This window comes from Actinomycetospora sp. NBRC 106375 (genome assembly GCF_030269665.1).
Lineage (GTDB): Bacteria > Actinomycetota > Actinomycetes > Mycobacteriales > Pseudonocardiaceae > Actinomycetospora.
On record NZ_BSTS01000005.1, the window covers coordinates 1 to 25,137 of the forward strand.

21 protein-coding genes are annotated in these 25,137 nt (G+C 74.3%); 14 read left to right on the forward strand and 7 right to left on the reverse strand.

Annotation, left to right across the window (positions count from 1 at the left end; genetic code table 11):
• Positions 1-229 precede the first annotated feature (229 nt).
• Positions 230-1,312 (reverse strand): inositol-3-phosphate synthase, encoded by a 1,083-nt coding sequence (locus tag QSK03_RS09615; protein ID WP_285650944.1) that lies wholly within the window; start codon positions 1,310-1,312, stop codon positions 230-232.
• A gap of 58 nt (positions 1,313-1,370) precedes the next feature.
• Positions 1,371-2,012 (reverse strand): PadR family transcriptional regulator, encoded by a 642-nt coding sequence (locus QSK03_RS09620; RefSeq protein ID WP_285651712.1) that lies wholly within the window; start codon positions 2,010-2,012, stop codon positions 1,371-1,373.
• Between the two features lie 181 nt (positions 2,013-2,193).
• On the opposite strand from QSK03_RS09620, the gene QSK03_RS09625 reads away from it, so the two are divergent.
• From QSK03_RS09625 to dnaB, 9 genes are all read left to right on the forward strand, one after another.
• On the forward strand, positions 2,194-2,601 hold the full coding sequence (locus tag QSK03_RS09625; RefSeq protein ID WP_285650946.1) for a DUF5318 family protein: 408 nt from the start codon (positions 2,194-2,196) through the stop codon (positions 2,599-2,601).
• Between the two features lie 517 nt (positions 2,602-3,118).
• The gene (locus QSK03_RS09630; RefSeq protein ID WP_285650949.1) at positions 3,119-5,770 is read left to right on the forward strand and encodes a transglycosylase domain-containing protein; all 2,652 of its coding nucleotides are present in this window, start codon (positions 3,119-3,121) and stop codon (positions 5,768-5,770) included.
• Positions 5,771-5,806: 36 nt separating this feature from the next.
• Positions 5,807-7,444: a glycosyltransferase family 87 protein gene (locus QSK03_RS09635; RefSeq protein ID WP_285650952.1), complete on the forward strand. Its 1,638-nt coding sequence runs from the start codon at positions 5,807-5,809 to the stop codon at positions 7,442-7,444.
• Between the two features lie 179 nt (positions 7,445-7,623).
• Complete coding sequence (locus QSK03_RS09640; protein WP_285650954.1) at positions 7,624-8,601, forward strand: hypothetical protein; 978 nt, start codon at positions 7,624-7,626, stop codon at positions 8,599-8,601.
• A gap of 173 nt (positions 8,602-8,774) precedes the next feature.
• Positions 8,775-9,101, forward strand: coding sequence for a 30S ribosomal protein S6 (gene rpsF, locus QSK03_RS09645; protein WP_285650956.1), 327 nt, complete (start codon positions 8,775-8,777; stop codon positions 9,099-9,101).
• Positions 9,101-9,655, forward strand: coding sequence for a single-stranded DNA-binding protein (locus QSK03_RS09650; protein ID WP_285650958.1), 555 nt, complete (start codon positions 9,101-9,103; stop codon positions 9,653-9,655). The genes rpsF and QSK03_RS09650 overlap by 1 nt, the downstream gene beginning before the upstream one ends.
• A gap of 51 nt (positions 9,656-9,706) precedes the next feature.
• Complete coding sequence (gene rpsR, locus QSK03_RS09655; RefSeq protein ID WP_116707953.1) at positions 9,707-9,943, forward strand: 30S ribosomal protein S18; 237 nt, start codon at positions 9,707-9,709, stop codon at positions 9,941-9,943.
• Positions 9,944-9,954: 11 nt separating this feature from the next.
• A complete protein-coding gene (gene rplI, locus QSK03_RS09660; protein ID WP_285650961.1) occupies positions 9,955-10,404 on the forward strand; it encodes a 50S ribosomal protein L9 in 450 nt (149 codons plus the stop codon).
• A 653-nt stretch (positions 10,405-11,057) separates the two neighbouring features.
• The gene (gene dnaB / locus QSK03_RS09665; RefSeq protein WP_502872151.1) at positions 11,058-13,655 is read left to right on the forward strand and encodes a replicative DNA helicase; all 2,598 of its coding nucleotides are present in this window, start codon (positions 11,058-11,060) and stop codon (positions 13,653-13,655) included.
• Positions 13,656-13,659: 4 nt separating this feature from the next.
• Here the strand turns inward: dnaB and QSK03_RS09670 are convergent, their stop codons facing one another.
• The 3 genes from QSK03_RS09670 to cutA all read right to left on the reverse strand — a co-directional run bounded on the left by QSK03_RS09670 (position 13,660) and on the right by cutA (position 15,898).
• Entirely contained in the window at positions 13,660-14,232 is a 573-nt protein-coding gene (locus tag QSK03_RS09670; RefSeq protein ID WP_285650963.1) for a hypothetical protein, read from the reverse strand.
• Positions 14,233-14,315: 83 nt separating this feature from the next.
• Positions 14,316-15,539 (reverse strand): MFS transporter, encoded by a 1,224-nt coding sequence (locus tag QSK03_RS09675; RefSeq protein WP_285650966.1) that lies wholly within the window; start codon positions 15,537-15,539, stop codon positions 14,316-14,318.
• Between the two features lie 11 nt (positions 15,540-15,550).
• Positions 15,551-15,898, reverse strand: coding sequence for a divalent-cation tolerance protein CutA (gene cutA / locus QSK03_RS09680; RefSeq protein ID WP_285650968.1), 348 nt, complete (start codon positions 15,896-15,898; stop codon positions 15,551-15,553).
• Positions 15,899-15,939: 41 nt separating this feature from the next.
• On the opposite strand from cutA, the gene QSK03_RS09685 reads away from it, so the two are divergent.
• Both QSK03_RS09685 and QSK03_RS09690 read left to right on the forward strand, forming a co-directional pair.
• A complete protein-coding gene (locus QSK03_RS09685) occupies positions 15,940-16,872 on the forward strand; it encodes an NAD-dependent epimerase/dehydratase family protein (RefSeq protein ID WP_285650971.1) in 933 nt (310 codons plus the stop codon).
• A gap of 124 nt (positions 16,873-16,996) precedes the next feature.
• On the forward strand, positions 16,997-17,872 hold the full coding sequence (locus tag QSK03_RS09690) for an aldo/keto reductase (RefSeq protein WP_285650973.1): 876 nt from the start codon (positions 16,997-16,999) through the stop codon (positions 17,870-17,872).
• Positions 17,873-17,956: 84 nt separating this feature from the next.
• Here the strand turns inward: QSK03_RS09690 and QSK03_RS09695 are convergent, their stop codons facing one another.
• Entirely contained in the window at positions 17,957-19,561 is a 1,605-nt protein-coding gene (locus tag QSK03_RS09695) for an SDR family oxidoreductase (protein WP_285650975.1), read from the reverse strand.
• A gap of 306 nt (positions 19,562-19,867) precedes the next feature.
• Between QSK03_RS09695 and QSK03_RS09700 the strand changes: the two genes are divergently transcribed.
• From QSK03_RS09700 to QSK03_RS09710, 3 genes are all read left to right on the forward strand, one after another.
• Positions 19,868-20,476, forward strand: a complete 609-nt coding sequence (locus tag QSK03_RS09700; RefSeq protein WP_285650978.1) for a hypothetical protein — start codon at positions 19,868-19,870, stop codon at positions 20,474-20,476.
• A gap of 184 nt (positions 20,477-20,660) precedes the next feature.
• A complete protein-coding gene (locus QSK03_RS09705; protein ID WP_285650980.1) occupies positions 20,661-21,230 on the forward strand; it encodes a DoxX family protein in 570 nt (189 codons plus the stop codon).
• Between the two features lie 117 nt (positions 21,231-21,347).
• Positions 21,348-22,649, forward strand: coding sequence for a D-arabinono-1,4-lactone oxidase (locus QSK03_RS09710; protein ID WP_285650982.1), 1,302 nt, complete (start codon positions 21,348-21,350; stop codon positions 22,647-22,649).
• Here QSK03_RS09710 and QSK03_RS09715 read toward each other — a convergent pair.
• The gene (locus tag QSK03_RS09715; RefSeq protein WP_285650983.1) at positions 22,592-25,024 is read right to left on the reverse strand and encodes an FUSC family protein; all 2,433 of its coding nucleotides are present in this window, start codon (positions 25,022-25,024) and stop codon (positions 22,592-22,594) included. The two genes, QSK03_RS09710 and QSK03_RS09715, sit on opposite strands and share 58 nt — an antisense overlap.
• Positions 25,025-25,137: the final 113 nt, after the last annotated feature.

A 25,137-nucleotide genomic window follows, 5' to 3' on the forward strand; every position in this document is an offset into this window, starting at 1 on the left:
GCCGTCGCCGCCGAACTCAACGGCCGACCCCGCAAGACCCTCGACTGGCGCTGCCCCGCCCGAGCCATCGACCAACTACTCTCCGCCCCACCAACCACCGGTGTTGCGACCACCCCCTGAGCTCAAGGGCCGCGTCGGGTGCACCACGCGCTCCTGATCTCGGGCGCCACGCGCACGAAGGGCCCCCACCGAGGTTCCGGTGGGGGCCCTCCGCCTGTTCCCGGCGGCGTCAGGCGGGGCCGCGCTCGCCGCGGATGAACTCCTCGACGCGGTCGTAGGCCACGGAGTCGCGGTATTGCTCGGGCGGCGACTTCATGAAGTACGACGACGGGGCCAGCAGCGGGCCGCCGATGCCGCGGTCGGCGGCGATCTTCGCGGCGCGGACGGCGTCGATGATGATGCCGGCGGAGTTCGGGGAGTCCCAGACCTCGAGCTTGTACTCGAGCGAGAGCGGCACGTCGCCGAAGGCGCGCCCCTCGAGGCGGACGTAGGCCCACTTGCGGTCGTCGAGCCACGGGACGTGGTCCGACGGGCCGATGTGGACGTTGCCCTTGCCCATGTCGCGGTCGATCTGCGACGTCACCGAGTTGGTCTTCGAGGTCTTCTTCGACTCGAGGCGCTCACGCTCGAGCATGTTCTGGAAGTCCATGTTGCCGCCGACGTTGAGCTGCATCGTGCGGTCGAGCTGGACGCCGCGGTCCTCGAAGAGCTTGGCGAGCACGCGGTGGGTGATGGTCGCGCCGACCTGGGACTTGATGTCGTCGCCGACGATCGGGACGCCCGCGTCGGTGAACTTCTGCGCCCACTCGGGGTCCGAGGCGATGAACACCGGCAGGGCGTTGACGAACGCGACGCCCGCGTCGAGCGCGCACTGCGCGTAGAACTTGTCGGCGTCCTCGCTGCCCACCGGCAGGTACGAGACGAGCACGTCGGCACGGGCCTCGCGCAGCGCCGCGACGATGTCGACCGGGTCGCTGTCGGACTCGGTGATGATCTCGCGGTAGTAGCGGCCGAGACCGTCGTAGGTGTGGCCGCGCTGCACGGTCACGCCGGTCGGCGGGACGTCGGCGAACTTGATGGTGTTGTTCTCCGACGCGGTGATGGCGTCGGCGAGGTCCTGGCCGACCTTCTTGGCGTCGACGTCGAACGCCGCCACGAACTCGAGATCGCGCACGTGGTAGCCGCCGAAGTCGACGTGCATGAGACCCGGCACCCGCGTGGCCGGGTCGGCGTCGGCGTAGTAGTGCACGCCCTGGACGAGCGACGCGGCGCAGTTGCCCACGCCGACGATCGCCACTCGAACCGAACCCATGGCAGTTCTCCTCTTGTCTCTTCCTCGGGGGTGACGGGACTCGGACGGGCCTGGCGTCTCAGGCGCCGCGGGGGGAATCGGGGGACGGGGTCTCGTCGGCGGTGTCCTCGGGGGACGGCTGCGTCTCACCGCGCTCGGCGGCGATGAGCTCGTTGAGCCAGCGGACCTCGCGCTCGGTGGACTCGAGCCCGATGCGGTGCAGCTCGCGGGTGTAGTGGTCGATCTGCTCGCCCGCGCGGGACAACGTGGAGCGCAGCCCCTCTCGGCGCTCCTCCACCCGACGGCGCCTGCCTTCGAGGATGCGCATCCGCACCTCGACCGGCGTCCGGGAGAAGAAGGCCAGGTGGATGCCGAAGCTCTCGTCGTCCCAGGTCTGCGGGCCGGCCTCGGCCACCAGTTCGTCGAAGCGGTCCTTGCCCTCGGCGGTGAGCTCGAAGACCCGGCGTCCGCGACGGGTCTTGGTGCTCCACGTGCTGCGTGGGGGCGCGGCGGTCTCGGCGCCCTCGTCGGTGCCCTCGCCCTTCGGGGCGTCGGTGGTCTCGGCGATCAGTCCGGCGCGCTGGAGACGCCGGAGCGTGGGGTAGAGCGACCCCCACGAGAACGCCCGGAACGTGCCGAGCCGGGCGTGCAGCTGCTTGCGCAACTGGTAGCCGTGCATCGGGGCCTCGTGGAGCAGGCCGAGCACCGCGAGCTCGAGCACGGCCACCTCCTCTCGTCCGCCGGTGAGGCACCGATCGCCGTGACCGGTCACCCGACCATATCGGAGCGATACATCAGGCGAGGGTGAGCGACGATCACGTCACATCCGCGGTCGCGCCGTGCCCCGCAGGCACGCCGCGAGCGGGGGACGCCACGACGTGGGGATGGCTAGGCTGGCGGCCGTGCCGGGAGTCCGTCAGGTGGTCGACTACGCGCTGCAGCGCCGCGCGATGCTCGCGGACGTCGCCGCGGGCCGGGTGGCCACCGCCGACGCCTGCGACGCCGGGGTCTACCTGCTCCAGGCCGCCTCGTACCACGGTCGCGCGACCACCCGACCGTGTCCGCTGTGCCGCACCGACCCGCTCGTCGAGGTACTGTGGATCTTCGGTGAGCGGCTCGGCGCCGCGGCCGGATCCGCTCGATCCGCTGACGAGATCAGCCGTCTGGCGGATGCGATCAGCGAGTTCACGGTGCACGTCGTGGAGGTCTGCCGATCGTGCCGGTGGAACCACCTCGTACAGTCATACGTCCTGGGGACCGACGACGCGTCGGGAGGAGGGCGGCGGCGACGCCGTACCGCCTCTCCCTGACGGGCCGGTCCGCCGGTCCGACCGCAGGTCCGGCGGGGTACCGACGGGCCTGAAGTGAGAACCACCCGGCACCGGGAGGCGATCGGTGGACGACGAGCGGCACAGGGACCGCGGGGGCGGACGACCCCCCGGGACCGACCGGGGACGACCCGACCGCAGCGCCCGACCCGACCGCGCCGCACCACCCGATCGTGGTGGACCGCCCCCCGGTCGTCCCGCCAACGGTCACCCCGCCAACGGTCACCCCGGTCCCCCCGGCTCCCCGGCTCCCCTCGGCTCCCCGCCCCCGAACGGCTCCCCGGCTCCCCCCGGCTCCCCCGCCCCGAACGGTTCCCCCGCCCCGCACGCTCCCGCTCCCCACGGTGCCAACGGCCGCGGCCCCAACGGCGCCAACGGCGCCAACGGCCACGGCGGACCCCCGCCCGGGCCGCCGCAGGGCCCGCCGCGCGGTACCCCCGCCGGGCCTCCGCCCGGTGCTCCCGGAGGACCCCCGCCGCCCGGCCCGCAGGGCCCGCCCGTGCCCCGCAACGGCGGGCCCCGTGGACCGGTCGGTCCCCCGCCCGACGGCAACCTCCCGCCCGGGTGGCGCGCGGTGCCGCCGTCGCAGAACCCCACCCACCGCGACACCCACCTCGAAGAGGCGCCGACGATGGCGGGTGGCGCGTCGGCCGGTGCCGGCGCGACCGCCACGGCCGTCACCGCCCGCCGGAGCACCGTCGGCACGGTCACGCCGCCCGAGGGCCGGGAGAGCGCGCGCGAGCCGGGTCTGCTGACGCACGAGACCGCCCGCCCGCCCCGCACGGGGGAGGACCGCCGCGCCGGCGGAGCGACCCGGGCGATGGCGCCCTCGGCGACGGCCGCGACGTCCCGCTCGGCGATGGCCAACGGGGGTCTCTCGGGCACCGCGGTGGCCCCGGCCCCCACGCGCCGCCGCGGCGAGGGCGGCGACGACGAGCCGCCGCCCCGCTCCCGCCGTCCCTCCCGTGCCGAGCCGGCGCCCGACCCGGGCAAGCGGCGGTGGCGGCGCATCCGCCGGATCACCTACGTGGTGCTCGGCGTCTTCGTGCTGGGCCCGGTCGTCGCGTTCGCGATCGGCTGGATCTTCTTCCGGGTCCCGACGCCCGACGACGCCTTCAACAACCAGGTCGCGACGATCTCCTACGAGGACGGCTCGTCGCTGGCCTCGCTCGTCCCCGAGAACGGCAACCGGATCAAGGTGCCGATCACCCAGGTGCCGCTGCACGTGCAGCAGGCGGTGCTCTCGGCCGAGGACCGCTCGTTCTACTCGAACCTGGGCTTCGACCCGGTCGGCATCCTGCGCGCGGTCTGGCTCCAGGCCACCGGTGGCAGCGGCGGCGGGTCGACGATCACCCAGCAGTACGTGAAGAACGTGCTGGTCGGTGACGAGTACTCGATCTGGCGCAAGTACCGCGAGGTGGTGATCGCGGCGAAGATCTCCCAGCAGCAGAGCAAGGAGGAGATCCTCGGCAACTACCTCAACTCGATCTACTTCGGTCGCGGTGCCTACGGCATCCAGGCCGCGTCGCAGGCCTACTACGGCAAGGACGTCGCGCAGCTCTCGCCGTCCGAGGGCGCGGTGCTCGCGGGCCTCATCCAATCGCCGTCGCGGTGGGACCCGGCGGTCGACCGCCGGATGAGCGAGCAGCGCTGGAATTTCGTGCTCGACGGCATGGTCAGCCAGAACTGGTTGCCGGCCGGGGAACGCGCGGCGCAGACGTTCCCCGTGACCATCCCGCCGCAGCCCCGGCGCAGCGGCATCCCGGACAACGACCGCGGGCACATCGTCTCCGCGGTCCGCAACGAGCTGAACTCCTACGGGATCACCGAGCAACAGGTGAACCAGGAGGGCCTGCAGGTCACGACCACGATCGACAACCGCATGCAGCAGCAGGCCGCGGACTCGGTCGAACGCCGGCTGCGCGGTCAGCCCGGCAACCTGCGGTCGTCGCTGGTCTCGGTCGACCCGCGCACCGGGGCGGTGCTCGCCTACTACGGCGGCGAGGACGGCTCCGGGTTCGACTACGCGCAGACCCAGCGCCAGCCGGGCTCGTCGTTCAAGCCGTTCGTGATGCTCGCGGCCCTCGAGCGCAACCCCCCGATCGGTCTGGGGACGACCTTCGACGGGTCGAGCCCACAGACGATCGCGGGCACCGAGATCGCGAACTCCGAGGGCGAGAGCTGCCCGAACTGCGACCTGCGCACGGCGATGACGCAGTCGATCAACACGGTCTTCTACCAGCTCGGCGTCCAGGTCGGCCCGCAGCGCGTGGCCGACGCGGCCCACCAGGCGGGCGTCTCGGCGCCGCTGGAGAACCCCAACGGCGGCATCTCGCTGGGCGACCGCGAGGTCCGGCCCACCGACATGGCCGCGGCCTACGCGACCTTCGCCGCGGACGGCGTCTACCACCGGCCGCACCTGGTCAGCCGCGTCACGACGTCCGACGGCCGGGTCCTCTTCGACGCCGGCGCGCCGGCCGGGGAGACGCGGATGCCGCAGCAGGTCGCCCGCAACGTCACCGAGTCGATGCTCCAGGTCGCCGACCACTCCGGTGTCCCGCTCTCGGGCGGGCGCCCGGTGGCGTCGAAGACCGGCACCGTGCAGTCGTCGGTGGAGGGCCAGAACAACGACGCGTGGATGGTGGGCTTCACGCCCCAGGTGTCCACCGCCGTGTGGGTCGGCTCCGACGACAACAGCCCGATCAAGACCTCGGGCGGCGGGCCGATCTACGGCCGCGGCGTCCCGGGCCAGATCTGGCAGGGCTACATGAACGACGCCCTGCGCGGCGACCCGGTCCAGCAGTTCTCCGACTTCCGGGCGATCGGCACGCCCCCGCCGACGACGCCGACCGCGCCCCCGGACCAGCAGAACTGCGTCCCGGGCCAGCCGTGCCCGCCGGCCAATCCGGACCAGCAGCAGGGCGACCAGAACGGCGACCAGGGTCAGCAGAACCAGGGCGACCAGGGCGGCGGGCTGTTCGGCAACGGCGGCGACAACGGCGGCCAGAACAACAACGGCGGTCAGGCCGGCAACAACGGCGGCAACGACGGCGGTGGCGGGAACAACAACGGCGGTGGCGACAACGGCGGCAACGACGGCGGCGGTGGTGGTGCCGACCAGGACGGCGGCGGCATCTTCGGTGGTGGTTGACGCCCGCCGCCCCGGTCCGGGTGGGACGGGCGCCGCGTGAACGGTGCGCCGACCCGCACCGGGGCGCCCGCCTCCGGTCGCGCCCGCACGCACGACCCCGCCTCGCTCGGCCCCGACCAGCGGGTCCGGCCGACGCAGGAGGACCCGTTCGTCGGGTCGCTGTCGGCGGTGGTCGGTGGCCCGCTCGGCGAGCACGCGGTCGCCGGGCGCGCCCGGTTCCTCACGCCGCTGCGCGTGGTCCTGCTGCTCGGTGTCGTCACGCTGGCCCTGGCCTGGTTCGCCAAGGCGCCGTGCCTGCAGCAGTACCCGAGCGACAAGGGCCTCGAGCTCGACTGGCGCGACGGGCGCCAGTACGTCGCGATGTGCTACTCGGACACCGTCCCGCTCTACACCGCCGAGCGGCTCGACGTCGGGGGCGTGCCGTACCTGACGTCGTGGGTCGACCGCCGCGACGACGGCAGCGAGCAGGTCCGCTACATGGAGTACCCGGTGCTCACCGGGTTCTTCCAGTGGGCGAACGCCCGCCTCGCCGACCTCTGGCTCGCGGGCCACGGGGCCGGGCTCCTGCCGGGCGGCCTCGCCGTCGTCGTCTACTTCGACATCTCGGCGTTCTGGCTCGCGCTCGCCTGGCTCGTCACGGTGTGGGCGGTGGTCCGGCTGAGACCCGGGCGGCCCTGGGACGCCGCGATCGTCGCCGCGTCACCGCTGGTGGCCGTCCACGCGTTCACGAACTTCGACACCCTCGCCGTGGCGGCGGCGACCCTCGGCATGCTCGCCTGGGCCCGGCGACGACCCGTGCTCGCCGGTGTGGTCCTCGGCATCGGTGCGGCGGCGAAGCTCTATCCGCTGTTCCTGCTGTTCCCGTTGCTGCTGCTCTGCCTGCGTGCGGGGCGGATGCGGGCGTGGGCGCAGGCGACGGCGGCCGGCGTCCTCGCCTGGGGGCTCATCAACGTGCCGCTCGCGCTCGCGGCGCCTGCGGGCTGGTGGGAGTTCTTCCGGCTCAACGGTGAGCGCGGCGCGGACCCCGACTCCCTCTACAACGTCGCGTCCGGCCTGACCGGGTGGAGCGGCTTCGACGGCCAGCTCGCCCCGGGCCAGCCGCCGTCGGTGCTCAACGCCGTGAGCGCGGCCTTGTTCGGTGTCTGCTGCCTCGCGATCGGCGTGCTCGTCGTGAAGGCGCGGCGACGGCCGCGGTTCGCCGCGGTCGCCTTCCTCGTCATCGCGGCGTTCCTGCTCACCAACAAGGTGTGGAGCCCGCAGTACTCGCTCTGGCTCGTCCCCCTGGCCGCGCTCGCCTACCCGCGGTGGCGTCCCCTGCTGGCGTGGATGGCGATCGACGCCCTCGTCTGGGCGCCGCGGATGTACTACTACCTCGGCACGGACGCCAAGGGCCTGCCGGCGCCGTGGTTCTACGGCGCGGTCCTGGTGCGGGACGTCGCGGTCCTCGCCGTCGCCGCCCTGGTGGTGCGCTCGGTGCTGCGCCCCGAGCACGACCCGATCCGCAGCCCCCGTGACCCGTCGTTCTCCCGCGGCCTCGACGACCCGGACGGCGGCGTGCTGGACGGCACGGCCGACCACGAGCGGCGCCTCGCGCGGGCCGACGCCGTGCTCGACGCGGTGGCGGGAGTCTTCCGGCGACGTGGGGACCGCGGAGGATCTCGAGTCCCCCGATGAGGGCGCGTCCGGCCGCCCTGGCGTGTCGGTGGGCGACCGCTCCGGCAGCCGGGTGAGAGTGGGCGTCACCACCGGGCGACGCGCTCGTTGGAACCACGTGCCGCCGGGACGGCCCGCTCCCCCTTCGTGGGGCCGTTCCGGCATCCCGGTTCCCCCGGCTCCGAGGAGAAGGTCCCTTCATGGCGCTGCGCGCATCCCGCTTGCTGTCGAGTGTCGTCGCGAGCGGTCTGGTCGCGGGTTCGCTGCTGCTCGGCGCCGGGTCGGCGCTCGCGGCCCCGACCCCCACCCCGGACCCCGACGACGTCGTCGCGGCCCGGTGCGGTCAGACCGTCCAGGCGGAGCCCGGGCAGACGGTCCGGGTGATCCCCGCCCTCGGCCTGCCGTTCGAGCGCGAGGTGCGCACCGGCATGGAGCCGATCACCCAGCTGATCGGCGGAGTGCTGTGCCGCGTGCAGGTGGAGGTCGTCGAGCCCGTCACCGAGCAGGTCGCCCGCGCCGCGCCCCCGCTGCGCCAGGCCACCGACCAGGTGCGCCAGAACTCCGGCGCCGTGCTCGCGCCCTCGGCGCGCCCGCAGGCCACCCCGCGCGCGGCCGCCACCCCGGTGCCCGCCGCCGTGCCGACCTTCACCCCGCAGCAGGCCGCGGCTGCGGCGCCCGCGTTCGGCCCCGCGTTCGGCGCGCTGCCGTCGTCGTTCCTGCGCTCGGCGGCCGGCCCGGCGCCCGGTGTGCGGACCCTCGACCCGAACATGCTGCTCGGCTCCGCCTTCCCCGGCCTGCGCGCCGGCGCCCCCGCCTACCTGGGCTACGGGTCGGCGAGCGCGGTGACCACGGCCAGCCAGGTCCAGGCGCTGCCCGTCGACGGACTCTCCGGCGGCGGTGTCGGGGTGCCCGCCCTCATCGCGGTGCTCGCCCTCTCCGGTGTCGCCGCGTTCACGGTGCGGCGCCTCGTGCTCGGCAAGGTGGCCGCGGCCGCCGGCCCGGAGCCCGCGGTCGACGCCGCGGGCACCGGCGACGCGACGGACCTCGGTGAGGACGCCGACGAGTTCGACGACGACCTCGGGGACGACGAGCTCGGCGACGAGTTCGAGGACGGCGAGGAGCTCACCGCGGCCGACGCCGCGCCGGGCGCCACCGACCGCGAGCCCGTCCCGGCCTGAACCGACCCGAACTTCCGCGGGCCCGGACGGAACCGTCCGGGCCCGTGCTGCGTCGGACCCCATAGGGGTCGCGGCAGGGCAGTGACCGGCGCCGACCGGCCGATTGGTAACCTGAGGACACCGAGATCCCTCCTGCCACGGAACGCCCGTGGCCGCCAGCCCAGAGGAGGTGAGTGGTTCTCGTGCGCCACTACGAACTGGTCGTGATCCTCGAGCCGAGCCTCGACGAACGCACCGTCCAGCCGTCCCTCGAGACGTTCCTCAACGTCGTCCGCAAGGACGGCGGGTCCGTCGAGAACGTCGAGGTCTGGGGCCGTCGCCGCCTCGCCTACGAGATCGACAAGCATGCCGAGGGCATCTACGCGGTCCTCGACATCAACTGCGAGCCCGCGACGGTCAAGGAGATGGACCGTCAGCTCGCGCTGAACGAGTCCGTGCTGCGGACCAAGGTCATGCGCCGCGATCCCGCCTTCGCGGGCCGCCGGGGCAAGGCGAACTGATGGCGGGCGACACCGTCATCACCGTGGTCGGCAACCTCACCGCCGACCCGGAGTTGCGGTTCACGCCCTCGGGCGCCGCGGTCGCCAACTTCACGGTCGCCTCCACGCCGCGCACCTTCGACCGCCAGAGCGGCGAGTGGAAGGACGGCGAGGCGCTGTTCCTGCGCTGCAACATCTGGCGCCAGGCCGCGGAGAACGTCGCCGAGACCCTCACGCGCGGCGCGCGCGTCATCGTGCAGGGACGGCTCAAGCAGCGCTCCTTCGAGACCCGTGAGGGCGAGAAGCGCACCGTCATCGAGCTCGAGGTCGACGAGATCGGCCCCTCGCTGCGCTACGCCACCGCCAGCGTCACCAAGGCCTCCCGGGGCTCCGGCGGCGGCGGTTACGGCGGAGGCGGCGGCAACGGTGGCGGCGGCTACGGCTCCGGCGGTTCCGGAGGCGGCGGCGGTGGCTGGTCCGGCGGGTCGGACGACCCGTGGGCCTCGGCACCGGCCGCCGGGTCCTCCGGAGGCGGCGGCGGTGGCGGCGGCTACGACGACGAGCCCCCCTTCTGAGCCCTCCTTCACCCCAGTTCTGCACAGCGCTAGTTCAGGAGAAGAAACACCATGGCGAAGCCGCCGGTGCGCAAGCCCAAGAAGAAGGTCTGCACCTTCTGCAAGGACAAGAACCAGCTGATCGACTACAAGGACACCAACCTCCTCCGGAAGTACATCTCCGACCGCGGGAAGATCCGCGCGCGCCGGGTGTCGGGCAACTGCAGCCAGCACCAGCGCGACGTGGCCACCGCGGTGAAGAACTCCCGCGAGATGGCGCTCCTGCCCTACACCTCGACCGCGCGCTGAGGGAGGCCGACGTGAAGCTCATCCTCACCGCCGACGTCGCCAACCTGGGCGGCCCCGGCGACACCGTCGAGGTCAAGGACGGCTACGGCCGCAACTTCCTGCTGCCCCGCGGGCTGGCCATCGTCGCCACCCGCGGCGCCCAGAAGCAGGTCGAGACGATCCGCCGCACCCAGGAGGGCAAGCGGATCCGCGACCTCGACCACGCCAAGGAGGTCGCCGGGCAGATCCAGGGCCTCGGCACCGTCACGGTCACCGGCAAGGCCGGCCAGGGCGGGCGCCTTTTCGGCTCGGTCACGCCGGCCGACGTCGTCTCGGCCGTCCGCTCGCAGGGCGGCCCGAACCTCGACAAGCGGTTCATCGACATCGACGGGCACATCAAGTCCACGGGCGGCCACGAGGTCACCGTGCGCCTGCACCCCGATGTCGCGGTCGCGCTGCCCCTGGACGTCCAGGGCGCCTGACCCCGCCGCACACCCCCTCGGGCCCGGACCGCAGTCGGTCCGGGCCCGACGTGTGTCCGGGAGTCGGGGTGCTCACCGGGGCTGTCACCGGGGTTGTCAGCGAAGTGCCCCTATCGGCGTGCTCATCTGGATGCAGACGCTGAGCGTCCGTAACGGGACGTCGATCACCGACTGATCGCCGGCTGATCACCGACCGGTCTTCGTGCGGATCTCCGCGCCCGGGCCCGCCCGCCGAGCCGAGGACCCCGCTCGGCTCGACACGCAGCGCCAGTGGGTGAACACGCCTGCGACACGCTCGCGACGACGCGCCGAGCACCGGTCCATCCACTTGTTGTCCACACCCTGCACAAGGCCTTGAGCTGCGGGGACACCGTGTGGGGGACGGTTACCAACAGGTTGTCCCCAGGTGTGTGCCCATCACAGGGGTGTGCTCGGTGGATCGATCCCGGGTCTGTCCCCAGGGCATCAACATGGGCCGCTGGAGCCGCCGATCTCCGGGCCCTACCGTGCCCTCGACGCGATCGACGGCGTCGGCACCGGGCACCGCGCGACCCGGCGCCGCCGGGCTGTCGGTGGGCGCTGCTAGAACGGGTGTTCGACGGGCACGGCGCCGCACGGCGTCGATCCTGCGGTGGCGAGCGGAGGGAGCAGTCGTGGCGGTGCTGGACGATCGGGGGACGTCCGGACGAGGCCCGGAGCGTCCTGGTGCGACGCCCGCGGAGTTCGACCGCCAGCCTCCCCAGGACCTCCCCGCGGAGCAGTCCGTCCTCGGCGCGATCCTGCTGAGCAAGGACGCGATCGCCGACGTCGTCGAGATGCTCAAGCCCGACGACTTCTACCGGCCGGCCCACCAGACGGTCTACGAGTGCGTGCTCGACCTCTACGGCCGCGGCGAGCCGGCCGACCCGGTCACCGTGTCCGCCGAGCTCGAGCGCCGCGGCGAGCTCCTGCGCGTCGGCGGTGCGCCCTACCTGCACACGCTCATCGCCGCGGTGCCCACGGCGGCCAACGCCGGCTACTACGCCGAGATCGTGGCCGACCGGGCGATCCTGCGCCGCCTCGTCGAGGCCGGCACGCGCATCGTCCAGCTCGGCTACCACGGTGCCGAGGGGGCGGACACCGACGACGTGGTCGACCGCGCCCAGGCCGCGGTTTACGAGGTCACCGACCGGCGCGTCACCGAGGACTACGTGGCCCTCGAGGACGTCCTCCAGCCGACGATGGACGAGATCGACGCCATCGCCTCGCGCGGCGGCGTCTCCTTCGGCGTGCCCACGGGCTTCACCGACCTCGACGACGTCACCAACGGTCTGCACCCCGGCCAGATGGTGATCGTGGCCGCGAGGCCTGGCATCGGGAAGGCCCTCGCGCTCGACACCCCGTTGGCCACCCCGCGGGGCTGGACGACGATGGGCGATGTCGCGATCGGCGACGAGCTCCTCGATGCCGCCGGCCGCCCCACGCGAGTGGTCGCGGCCACGGACGTGATGCGCGGTCGCCCGTGCTTCGAGGTCGAGTTCTCCGACGGCACGGTGATCGTCGCGGACGAACAGCACCAGTGGCTCACCGACACCCGTGCCTCCCGACGCTCCACGCGCATCTCCGCGCAGATCCGGACGACCGGCGAGATCGCGGCGACGCTCCGCTGCCCGGCAGCTGATCGCCGCATCAACCACTCGGTGCGTGTCGCCGAGCCCCTCCAGCTGCCCGAGCGCGACTTTCTCGTCCCGCCCTACGCCCTCGGTGTCTGGCTCGGTGACGGCACCTCCGCATCGGCGTCCTTCACGAGTGCCGACCCGGAGATCGCCACACACGTCGCCGCGGAAGGCCTCGAGGCCCCGTCGATCGGACGTCTGCGGTACGGCCTCCGCCTCCCCGCCGACCCGGAGCTGCCCGAGCGCGTGTGCGTCGTCTGCGGCGCGATGTTCCAGCCTGCGACCTCACAGGTCCGCACCTGCGGGCGGTCCTGCGGCGGCCGCGCACGATTCCTCTCCGCGCCCGTCCCCGCACCGACGTGTCCTGACTGCGGCCGACGGTCCACCGGCCTCGTGCGCTGCCAGTCGTGCCGTGATCGCCACGGCACCGTCCAGGCCCGTCTCCGCACCATCGGTGTGCTCGGCGACAAGCACATCCCCGAGGAGTACCTCCGCGGGTCGGAGGCGCAGCGGCGCTCGCTGTTGGCCGGGCTGCTCGACACCGACGGCACGGTGCTGCCGACCGGCGTCGTCCAGTTCGCGGTCACCAACGCCCGCCTCGCCGCCGACGTCGCGGAGCTCATCGCGAGCCTCGGGCTGCGGTGCTCGACGGCCACCAAGCGGGTGCAGGGCCGTAGCGAGAGCTCGAGCACGGCGTACCTCGTGACGTTCTCCACGGTCGACGAGGTGTTCCGGCTCGAGCGCAAGCGCCTCGCCCACAAGGAGCGGCAGCGGGCCACCGACCACACACGGACGGGGCTCCGGTACGTCGTCGGTGTCCGCCCGGTGTCGTCGGTGCCGGTGCGGTGCGTCGAGGTCGACAACGCCGATCATCTCTACCTCGCCGGCCGGTCGATGGTGCCGACCCACAACTCGACGCTCGGCATGGACTTCGCCCGCTCCGCGAGCGTGAAGCACGGTCTGACCTCGGCGTTCTTCTCGCTGGAGATGAGCCGCACCGAGATCGTCATGCGCCTGCTCTCGGCCGAGGCGAAGATCCGGCTGGCGGACATGCGCTCCGGCACGATGACCGACGACGACTGGACGCGGCTGGCGCGGCGGATGAGCGAGATCAGCGAGGCGCCGCTGTTCATCGACGACTCGCCCAACATGACGATCATGGAGATCCGGGCGAAGGCGCGGCGGCTCAAGCAGCGCCACGACCTCAAGCTGATCATCCTCGACTACATGCAGCTGATGACCTCGGGCAAGAAGGTCGAGTCCCGCCAGCAGGAGGTCTCGGAGTTCTCCCGTCAGCTCAAGCTGCTCGCCAAGGAGCTCGAGGTGCCGCTGGTGGCGATCAGCCAGCTCAACCGTGGTCCCGAGCAGCGCACCGACAAGAAGCCGATGCTCTCCGACCTCCGTGAGTCCGGGTCGCTGGAGCAGGACGCGGATATGGTCATGCTCATCAGCCGCCCCGACGCCTTCGAGCGCGACGACCCCCGCGCCGGCGAGGCGGACCTGATCCTCGCCAAGCACCGCAACGGGCCGACCGCGACCATCACGGTGGCCCACCAGCTGCACTACAGCCGCTTCAGCGACATCGCGAGGGGTTAGTGCCTCACGGGCACCGGTCGAGGTGGGTGAGCAGATCGCGCAGCGGCGCCACGGCGTCGTCGACGACCTCGCCGGCCGGCTTGGCGTCCCGGGCGCCGGCGGCACGGGCGCGCAGGACGACCTCCTCGTGACGGAGCCGTCCCCACGCGGCGGCGCGCTCGGCTCGCTGGACCCGCAGCCGGGCGCTGACCCGGCGACGCCGGCGCCGGGTGCGGGCGGTGTCCTGGGCCCGCTCGAGCACGCGCAGGCGGCGCACGCCCCACGCCACCACCGGGCCCGCGGCGGCGACGACCGCGGTCGGCGTGCCGCTGAACCGCTGCTGCAGCGCCTGCACGCGCTCCGGCAGCGCGTCGACCTCGCTCTCGAGGTGCACGAGGCGCTCGCCGTCGACGGTGTGGCGCACGACCACGCGACCGATCCGTCGTGCGGCGTACTCGACCGGCCACCGGAGCCCGAGGAACTCCGCGACGGCGTCGGCGCGGACCGCGGCGTCCCGGTCGTCGGCGCGCAGGATCCGGGCGACGCGGCAGGAGCGGCGGGGTTGGAAGAGCCACTCCGCCGCCGGGATGTCGACCATGTATTACAGAATACAGCGTACAACGCGCGCGGAGAAGACGACCGATGCCCGACCGCTCCGCTCCGGTCCGGTCCGGGTCGACATCAGCCGCGGACGGGACGTGCCGCCGGACGCAGCGGCCACGCCGTCACCGCGGCCAGGGCGAGCAGCACGACCATGAACCCCACGGTCGCCGGCCAGCCGGCGAGGCCGAAGGCGACACCGCCGAGCGTCCCGCCGACCGACGAGCCGACGTAGTACGCGGCGAGGTAGAGCCCGGAGGCCACGGCGCGTCCGTGCTCGGCGCGGCGGCCGACCCACGAGCTCGCCACGGTGTGGGCGGCGAAGAACCCGACGGTGAGCAGCGCGAGGCCGGCCACGACGACGGCGACCCAGGACGCGAGCATCGCCACGGCGCCCACCGCGGCGATCCCGGCGGCGCCGAGCACCACCGGCCGGGTGCCGACGCGATCGGCGAGGCGGCCGGCGCGGGTCGAGGTGGCCGTGCCGACCGCGTAGAGCACGAACACGAAGCCGACGACGAGCGCGGGCAGCCGGAACGGCGGGCCGAGCAGCAGGAACGTCACGTAGTTGTAGGCGCAGACGAACACGCCCATGACCAGCAGGCCGACGGCGTAGAGCCGGCGCAGCACGGGGTCCGCGAGGTGGGACCGCGCCTCGCCGAGCAGCGCTCGGACCCCGACACGGGTGGGGCGGAAGCGCCGGGACGCGGGCAGCACCGTGGCGAACGCGGCGAGGCAGGCCGCGGACACCAGCGCGATCCCGGCGAGCGCCCAACGCCACGAGCCGGTGAGGTCGGCGAGCGCGCTGGTCACCAGCCGCCCGCCGAACCCGCCGACGGAGTTGCCGGCGACGTAGAGGCCCATGGCGGCGCCGAGGTGGTCGCCGTGGATCTCGTCGGCGAGATAGGCCATGCCGACGGCGGGGAGCCCGGCGAGCGCGAGGCCCTCGAGCGCCCGCAGCACGAGCAGCAGCCCGAAGCCCGGGGCGGCGGCCGCGGCGACGCCGAACACGACGGCCGCGGTCAGCGACCAGACCATGACCGGCCGGCGGCCCCAGCGCTCGGACAGCGCGCTGGCCGGGATGACACCGATCGCGAGCGCCGCCGTCGTCACCGACACCGAGAGGGAGGCCGTGCCCGGGGAGACGCCGTAGGCGCCGACCAGCGCCGGGAGCAGCGGCTGGGTGGCGTAGAGCAGCGCGAACGTCGTGAAGCCCGCGAAGAACAGCCCGATCGCGACGGGGCGGAAGCCCGGCTCACCGCGACGCAGCGCCGCCGGTTCGGCGGACACCTGCGACGACGACATCGTTGCCGAGGCTAACGGTCGTCGGCGATGCCCCGCTCGGTCTCGTTCGTCACCCACGCCAGGTACGGCCCGTGCCCGCCGACGACCGGCAGCACGAGGACCTCGGGCACGTCGTAGGTGTGCTCGGCGACGAGACGGGCCTGGAGGTCGTCGACGCGCGCGGCGTCGGTCTTGAGCCAGAGCTGCCACTCCGGCTCGACCGACACCGCACCCTCCCAGCGGAACACGCTGCGCACGGGCCCGGCGATCTGCACGCACGCCGCGAGGCGGGCGTCGACGAGCACCGACGCCAGCCGCTCGGCCTCGTCCGCGGAGTCGGTGGTGGTCAGGACGACGCGGGTGGTCGCGTCACCGCTCATCGGGGCCTCCCGGAGACGTCGATCTCTGCCACGATGCGCCGATGCTCCTCGTCACCGGTGCCACGGGGTTCGTCGGGTCGGCCGTGGTGGCCCTGGTGCACGAGCGGGGGCACGCCGTGCGGGCGGTGGTCCGCGACCCGGCGCGCGCCGACGTCCTCCCCGACGGGGTGGAGCGGGTCGCCGCGGACCTCGCCGACGAGGAGAGCCTGGCGCGCGCGATGGACGGTTGCGAGGGGGTCTTCCACCTCGCGGCGGCCGTGGGGGCGCCCGGCCCCGAGGCCCACGAGCTCAACGTCGGCGGCACCCGGCGGGTGGTGGAAGCCGCGCGCCGGGCCGGGGTGGGCCGCCTCGTGTACACCTCGACGAGCGCGGCGATCTGCGTCCCCGACCCGGACGGGCCGGGCTGCGTCATCGACGAGGACGCGACCGGCGGCACGGCGCTCACCGACACCTACTCCACGACGAAGGCCGAGGCCGAGGCCGTCGTGCTCGGCGCGGTGGCCGAGGGCGGGCTGGACGCCGTGGTCGCGACCGTCGTCAACGTCTACGGCCCGTCGCCGCGGGGGCCGCTGAGCTACAACCAGCTGTTCGCCGCGGCCGCGCGGGGCGAGGTCGGCGACATCGTCGACACGCGGGTCGGCTGGACGCTGGCCGAGGACGTCGCCGCGGGCCACCTGCTCGCCTTCACCGACGGCGAGGCCGGCCGGCGCTACGTGCTCTGCGGGGCGGTGACGTCGTTCCCGGACGTGCTCGACACCTACTGCGCCCTGGCCGGCAGCGGGCACCGCGTGCGCCCGCTCCCCGAGGGCAGCGAGCTCTCGCCCGATGCGCCGCCGTTCGCGGACCGGTCGGTGGTCTACGGCCGGCTCGGCGGCTACCGGGTGCGCGACGACGGCGCCCGCGCCCTCGGGTTCGCCCCCCGTGGCATCACCGAGGGACTGGCCCTGACGGCGCGCTGGATGCCCCGATCGTGAGCCCTTTCCCGGCATTCCTCCGCCGCCGGATGGGAGATGGGACACGCCCGCCGACGTGCGCGGTCCAGGGATGCCACGCTGGTGCCTTCGGCTGTACCTGACACGGCCGGGAACGGGTGAGCAGATGACCGACGACAACGAGGTCGGGGCCGGCGTCGTGGCCGCCTCCGGGGGATACCGCCTGGGCGAGGAACTGAAGGTCCGCCGCCTCGGGTACGGCGCCATGCGCCTGACCGGCGAGGGCATCTGGGGTCCGCCCAAGGACACCGACAACGCGCTCGCGGTGCTGCGGCGCGCGGTGGACCTGGGCGTGGACTTCGTCGACACGGCCGATTCGTACGGCCCGTACGTGAGCGAGGAGCTCGTCCGCGAGGCTCTGTACCCGTACCGCGGCGTCACCGTCGCGACGAAGGCGGGCCTGCTGCGCACCGGGCCGAACAAGTGGATCCCCTGCGGGCGCCCGGACTACCTGCGCCAGGAGGCCGAGATGAGCCTGCGCCGGCTCGGCGTGGAGACCCTCGACCTCTTCCAGCTCCACCGCATCGACCCGCACGTCGCCGCCGACGAGCAGTTCGGTCTGCTCGCCGACCTCCAGCGCGAGGGCAAGGTCCGCGAGGTCGGGCTCAGCCAGGTCTCCGTCGCCGAGATCGAGGCGGCCGGGAAGATCGTCGACGTCGCGTCGGTGCAGAACCGCTACAACCTCGTCGACCGCTCCTCGGACGACGTGCTGCGCCACTGCACCGAGCACGGCATCGGGTTCATCCCGTGGGCGCCTGCCGACGCGGGCAAGCTCGCGGAGCCCGGCAACGCCGCCGCGCGCGCCGCCGACCGTCTCGGCGCGACGCCCGCCCAGGTCGCCCTGGCGTGGCTGCTGCAGCGCAGCTCGGTGATGCTGCCGATCCCGGGCACCAGCTCGCTCGAGCACCTCGAGGAGAACTGCGGCGCGGCCGCGATCGACCTCGACCGCGACACCGTCGCGACCCTCGACGCCGCCGCGTAGCTCCGTCGGGCCGCAGTGATCGAAGTCCCGTCACGGACGCTCAGCGTCCGTGACGGCACTTCGCTGACACCCCCCGCGAGCCACTCAGGTGCCGGTGTGCCGCACCGCCGGGCGGGCGCGCTCGGCGTCGCGGCGGGCGCGGCGGTCCTTGAGCCGGGCGACGAGCCCCGTCGGCGGTTCCGGGCTCTCGCCGCGCTCGGTGCGCTCGGCGGCGGCGACGATCCGCCGCTCCATGCCGCCGAACACGAGCACGTGGAACGGGGCGATGACCCACCAGTAGGCGTGGCCGGCGAGCCCGTGCGGGAAGAAGATCGCCCGCTGCCGGTAGGTCGAGCCGCCCGCGGCCGGCGCGACGCGCAGCTCGAGCCAGGCGAGCCCCGGCGCCTTCATCTCCGCGCGCAGCCGCAGGAGGCGTTCGCCCGGGGCCATCTCCGTGCCGTCGGTGCCCGGGTGGCCCTCGTCGAGGCACTCCTCGACCCGCCACCAGTCCAGCGCGTCGCCCACCTTGAGCGAGTCCGCGTCGCGGCGGCCGCGCCGCAGGCCCACCCCGCCGAAGAGCCGGTCGAGCACGCCGCGCGCCCACCAGCCGAGCGGGAACGAGTACCACCCGCGCTCGCCGCCGATCCCGGTCACCACGTGCCAGACGTTCTCCACCGAGGCTCTCGAGCGGCGTTCGCGCACGTCGGTGTACACCGTCCCGCCGGCCCACGCCGGGTCCGACGGCAACGGGTCGGAGGGTGCGTACGTCGCGTTGGCGCCCGACCAGCGCGTCTCCACCTGACCGCTGCTGATGCGGTACAGGGCGAGCGCGACGGCGCGCTGGAAGCCGGTGAGGCCCTCCTCGGGGGGCGCGACGAAGGTGTCGATGTCGTGCTCGGAGGCGATGACCTCGTGCACCAGGGAGTCGATCAGCGGCACCGCGGTGGACCGCGGCACGGGCGTCACCAGGTTGACCCAGTGCGAGGACAGCCGCGGGGTCAGCACCGGTACCGGCAGCATCGTGCGCGTCGGCAGCTCGGCGACCTCCGCGAAACCCTCCATCATCTGGAGATAGGTCAGGACGTCGGGGCCGCCGATGTCGAAGGTGCGGTTGACCTCGGGCGGCAGGCTCACGACACGCACCAGGTAGTGCAGGACGTCGCGGATCGCGATCGGCTGGACCCGGTGGTGCACCCAGGACGGCGTGAGCATCACCGGCAGCCGCTCGGTCAGGTAGCGCAGCATCTCGAAGCTCGCCGACCCGGACCCGAGGATCACCGCGGCCTGCAGGACGACCGTCGGCACCCCCGACCGCAGGAAAATCTCGCCGACCTCGGCGCGGGAGGCGAGGTGCTCGGAGAGCTCGACGCCGTCGGGGTGCATGCCGCCGAGGTAGACGATGCGCGAGACGCCGGCCTCCCGCGCGGCCTGGGCGCTGATCATCGCGGCCTGCCGGTCGACGGCGGCGAAACCGGACTCGGACAGGGAGTGCACGAGGTAGTAGAGGACGTCGGCGCCCGCGCAGACCCGCCGCATCGACTCCTCGTCGAGCACGTCGCCCTGCACGATCTCGACCTCGCGCGCCCACGGGACGTCACGCATCTTCTCGGGGGTGCGCACCACGCAGCGGACCTCGTGGCCCTCCGCGGCCAGGCGCGGGGCGAGACGCCCGCCGATGTAACCCGTCGCTCCCGTGACCACGCATCGCACGCGACGATCGTGGCGTCCGAGGGCCGGGACCGCAGCGCCGGACGCCGTGGCGGCCACTGGGGACGGCCGACCCGATCGCGTGGCGGCGGTCCCCGCAAACGCGCCGCGCCCCCAGGGGGTGACACCCGGCCGGGGGATCCCTCGGCGTGTCGCGCGCGAAAGGCCGTGTCGCCGCGATTCGGGCCCCAAGTCGCCTCAGATCGCTGCCGTTGTGGGGGCCAGACGCTCGCAGCGGTTCGGCCGTTCGGCGGTGAGCACGCGGGCGAGCAGAGAGATCAGCAGTTGGGGAGGTCGAGGATCGTGTGGGTGTGGCGTGATGACCTGGGGTCCGGTGCAGCGTCCGGCGGAGCCGGTGGCTGGCGGCTGGACGCGTACGGCACGTGGGTGTGGGACGAGCCCTCGGTCCTCGAGCGGCCCGGTGCCGGCACGGACGCGCTGCGGCGCGCTGCGGGGTCCGCGGGGACCCGGGGCACCGGCGTCGTCCGGCGTCAGCGACCGGCCCGTGGCGCCCGTCCCGGAGCGGGCGACCGCGCCATCGCGGCCCTGGGCGACGACCCGACGCCGATCTTCCACGAGCTGACCGAGGACCGGTCGCGCCCCGCGCCCCGCGTCCACGTCCCCGAGCCGCACCCGGGCTCGGGCCCGCTGCCCGTGCAGGACCCCACCGCGGCCTCCCGGCGCGGTGGTCTCGACGCGGTCCCGACCGTCCCGCCGCCCGCGCTGGACGGGTCGAGCTCGGCCGGCCTGGGCACCGGGGCGCGGGACACGGCGGAGTCGCCCGAGGACGAGCTGCGGCGCCGGGCCGAGCGCCGGCGCCGTCCCCTCGGCGACGGTCGGGAGGCAGACCGCGAGGGCGGCCGGCACACCTGGCGTCGCGAGGAGGTCCGCACCGGACGGCACGCGCTGCGTCGTTGACGCGCTCATCGGGTACGGAACCGCCGGGCCGTCCGTCCGCGGGCGGCCCGGCACTCCGGCGGGAGCGACCGGGGCGCGGATCGGGCGGGGCTATGCTGCGGCACCCGCGCGGGCCCGCCGACCGGGCCGAGTCCGGTCGGTGCCGCTCCAGCCGTCGCCGCCGTCGTCCGTGGAGGTCGCTTCCGTGCTCGTCCGTCGTCTCGCCCGGCCCATGCTGGCCGCCATGTTCATCAAGGGCGGGGTCGACACCCTGCTCAACCCCGAGCCGCGGGTCCAGAAGGCGACCCCGCTGCTCGAGAAGGTCGGGCCCCAGCTGCCGGACCAGGTCCCGTCCGAGCCCGGCCAGCTCGTCCGCATCGACGCCGGGGTCAAGATCGGGGCCGGGACGCTGCTCGCGATCGGCAAGTTCCCGCGGCTGTCCTCGCTGGCGCTCGCCGCGACGCTCGTGCCGACGACCGTCGCCGGCCACCCCTTCTGGGAGAAGGCGGACCCGGCGGAGAAGACGGCCGAGCAGCAGCAGTTCCTGAAGAACCTCGGCCTGCTCGGCGGCCTCATCCTCGCCGCGGTCGACACCGAGGGGAAGCCCTCGCTCGGCTGGCGCGGCCGCCGTGCCGCCCGCAAGCTCGCGGAGCGCACGAACGAGCTCACCGGACACTCCGACGACGCGGGCGACAAGCTCCGGGACGCCGGGGACAAGGTCCGGAAGAACGTCGTCGACGGCGTCGACGTCGCGATCGGCTCGATCGCGTCCTGAGCACCGTGGGTCCGCCCGCGGGCTCGGGGGCAGAGCTCCGCCCCGTCTCCCGACCGTGGGCGGTCCCCGTCTGTCTCGACGGTTCGGCTGATCCCGTGAGCCCCTAGGGTGGCGCCCGTGTGGACGAACTGGTCCGGCGGCCAGCAGTGCCGGCTCACCGCGACGGTGCGGCCGCTCGACGACAGCGGCGTGTCCGCTGTGGTGCGCCGGGCCGCCGAGCGGGGCCAGACGGTGCGCCCCGTGGGCGCCGGCCACTCGTTCAGCGCCCTCACCGTGACCGACGGCGTGCACGTCGACCTGTCCGCGTTCCGCGGGGTCACCGCGAGCGGCGGGGATCCCGCCCGGCCGACCGTCCGCGTCCGGGCCGGCACCACCCTCGGCGAGCTCCACGACGAGCTCGCGACGCGGGGGCTGGCCCTCGACGCGCCCCTCGAGCTCGCCGCCCCGACCGTCGGCGGCGCGCTGGCCGTCGGGATGCACGGCAGCGGGCCGTCACGGGGGTCGCTGTCCGCGGCCGTGGCCCGGCTGCGTCTCGTCGACGGGCGCGGGCGCCTGCGCGACGTCGCCGCGGCCGACCTCGACGCCGCCCGCACCTCGCTGGGCGCCCTGGGCGTGGTGCTCGAGGCGGAGCTGGCCGTGGTGCCCGCCGGCCGCGTCCGCGTCACCCGCGAGCCCCGCCCCGTCGAGGAGGTGCTGCGCAGTGACTTCTGGAGCGCGCACCCCGTCGTCGAGGCGGCCGTCTTCCCGTCCGCGAGCACGGCGCTGACGCGCTGGGCGGACCCGCTGACGGACGCCGCCGACGACGAGGACGACGGCGAGGAGGAGGCCGGCGAGCGCAGCCTCGGGGTCACGGTCGCGGGGGCGACGGGTCGCACGGCCCTCGGCGGCGCGGTCGTCGTCGAGCGCGCCCTGCCCCGCCTCGTCCCCCGGTTCAACCGCGCGGTCTCGCGCCTGGCCCGCACCGTGTCCGCCAGCGGGCCGATGCACCGCGTGCTCTCCAGCCCCCCGGCCGTGCGCTACGAGCAGACCGAGTGGGCCCTGCCCCGCGCCGGCCTGGCCGCCGCGGCCCGCGAGCTGCTCGCCGCCCTCGCCGACGACCACCTCGAGGTCGGGCTCCCGGTGCGGCTGCGCGTCGGGGCGCCCGAGTCCGGCTGGCTGCACCCCGCCCACGACCGCGCGACGGCGTGGGTGGCGGTGCGGGTGCCGCGGCACACCGACCATGGCCCGGTGCTCGAGCGGGCCTGGCGCGTCCTGCGGGCCCACGGCGGCCGCCCGCACTGGGCGTCGCGGTCGGACTGGACGGTCGAGGACACCGTCGCGGCCTACCCCCGCTACCCGGACTTCTGCCGGGTCCGCGACGACTACGACCCGGACCGGGTGTTCACCACCCCGCCGCTCGCGGCGGTGCTCGGGGACTGACCGTCCCCGTCGGTGTCGCCCTCCGGGTCCTCGGCCGCGCCCAGGTCGATCGCGAGGCCGACCACGGCCTGGTCGATGCGCCGCAGCAGCCGGGCCGCGGTGAGCATCGTGGCCCGCCGGTGCGGGTCGTCGGCGATGCGCGCGGCGTGCTCCTCGGCGGCGTCCACGAGCTGCTCCGCCGAGCGCGCGCGGACCTGGCCGCCGTCGGACGCGCGCCGCCCGCGCACGAGGACATCGCGCAGCCCGTCGAGGTTGGCGCGCACCCGGGCGGCCGCGGGGTCGAGCGTCGGTGCCCACGTCCGGTCGGTGACCTGGTCGGCGGTGCGGGCCAGCGAGCGCGCGTAGACGTCGCACACCACGAGGATCCGCAGGCCGCGCTGGTAGCTCGACCGTGCGCGCCGGCGGGCGAACGGCGCGGCCAGGGTCTGGGCCCGCAGGCGCAGGGTGGCCAGGGCGTCGTCCATGGCCCGCACGCCCTCGCGCGGTGCCGTCGCGGGCTGCCGTCCCACGAGCCGGTCGGTCGCCTCCTGCAGGACCCGGTCCATCGCGTCGACGACGTCGCTCACCGCGTCACCGAAGGCGGCGCGCGTCCCGCGGGGCAGCACGAGGAACGCCGCGACGACGGCCGCCGCGGCGCCGATCACCGTCTCCTCGATCCGCAGGATCAGCACCTGGACGCTGAACTGGCCGATCAGCCCGTAGACCAGCGCGAGCACCGCGGTGATCCAGAAGGCCAGCATCGACGGCGAGACCCGCACCAGGTAGAGCGCGAGGAACACACAGGAGAACAGCAAGACCAGTGACAGCACGGTGCTGCCGCCCACCAGCGCGGCGAGCCCCATGCCCGCGAGCACGCCGCCGACGGTCCCGAGGACGCGTCCCCACCCGCGGGACAGCAGGTCGCCGCGGCTGTTCGTGCCGGCGAACACGACGAAGGCGGTGATGACCGCCCAGTACCAGCGCGACGGGGCGATCAGCTCGCCGACCACGATCGCCAGCGTCGCGGCCACCCCGACCTGCACGGCCTGGCGCGTGCTCAGCGCGAGCCCTCCGGGCGACGGCGCCGGCGCGTCGGCCGGGCGCACGTCGTCGGGCTCGGGGCGCTGCGAGGACGGCCCCGGCCGCTCGTCGGGATCGGGGGTGGTGATCGCGTCCGGCACCGGCCCGCCCCCCGCCGCACCCGTCGGGGACGCCGTCGCCGGCGGACACAGCGGCGCCGCGACACCGGTGGCCCGCGCCGGGGAGCCGGGCGCGCCACCGTCGGGCCGGCGCGACGGGGCGTCGACCTGGGCGTGGTGGATCGCGTCGGCGACGCGGCGCACCGCGAACGCCGTGCGCTGCACGCGCTCGTGGCCGGGCCGGGTGTCGGCGACGAGGCCCGCGACCGCGGCGCGCGCGTCCGCCGCCGCCTCGAGGATCGCGGTGTGCCCCTGGCCGGACTCCAGGGCCGTCAGCAGGTGGCGTAGCCCCGTGCGCAGCGCGGCGATCACGATCGGGTCCACGGGCTCGGCGGGATCGTCCCGCTGCGGCAGCGCGAGACGCCGCGCGACCACCGAGAGCCGTTCGAGGGCGAGCTCCGCGTCGGCGACCCGCAGGGCCAGCGTGTCGTCGTCCAGGCCCGGCCAGACGCGCCCGGCCGTCGTCTGTTCGAGGGTGTCCTCGACGAGCAGCGCGACCTCCTGGAGGCGGGCGCGGGTGCGCCGCAGCGCCTCGAGGTCGCGCTCGTCCAGCGCGCCGGACGCGATGCCGGCGAGCACGTCGTCGGTGGCGTCGACCAGGGCGTGCGCCCGCGCCCGGAAGGCGGTGACCGTGCGGCGCAGGGTGCGGGCCGGTCGTTCGGCGAAGACGACCCCGCGCAGCAGCAGCGTCGAGGAGATGCCGACCACGACGGCGACGAGCAGCCAGGGCAGCTGCGCGGGCGCGATCTTGAGGAACTGCGTGAAGAAGTAGGGCATGAAGCCGGCCATGCCGAGCGCGAACCCGCGGGGGCCGTACCGGCGCACCCAGACCGCGACCACCATCACGAGCACGAACACGGCGGCGGCCGGGATCCGGTAGGGCGAGAGGACGGCGCCGAGGACGGTGCTCGCGGCGGCGGGCAGCACCATGAGCGCGGTGGTCACCCGGCGGCGGCGCAGGTCGTCCTCGTTGACCGCCAGGTTCGAGATCATCGCGAGCACGCCGGCGAAGAGCAGCACGGTCACCGGTTCGGACGGGGCGAGGAGCGCCCGGACCGCGGCGACGACCACGACCGCGAGCACCATCGCGGCCACCGCGATCGCGGCCAGGCGCAGGCGCGTCAGACCGGGGTCGACGCCGGCGAGCCACGTCCGCGCGTCGGCCCAGCGGCCCGCCTGCCGAACGTCGGTCGCCACCCGCTCCCCCTGTCCCCTGGACGACCAGGGAGTCTCGCACGGGGGAACGCCGGCAGGCCGATCTCGACAGGGTTACCCCGCAGTAATAGTGTGTGGTTACCGGCCGGTAGAAA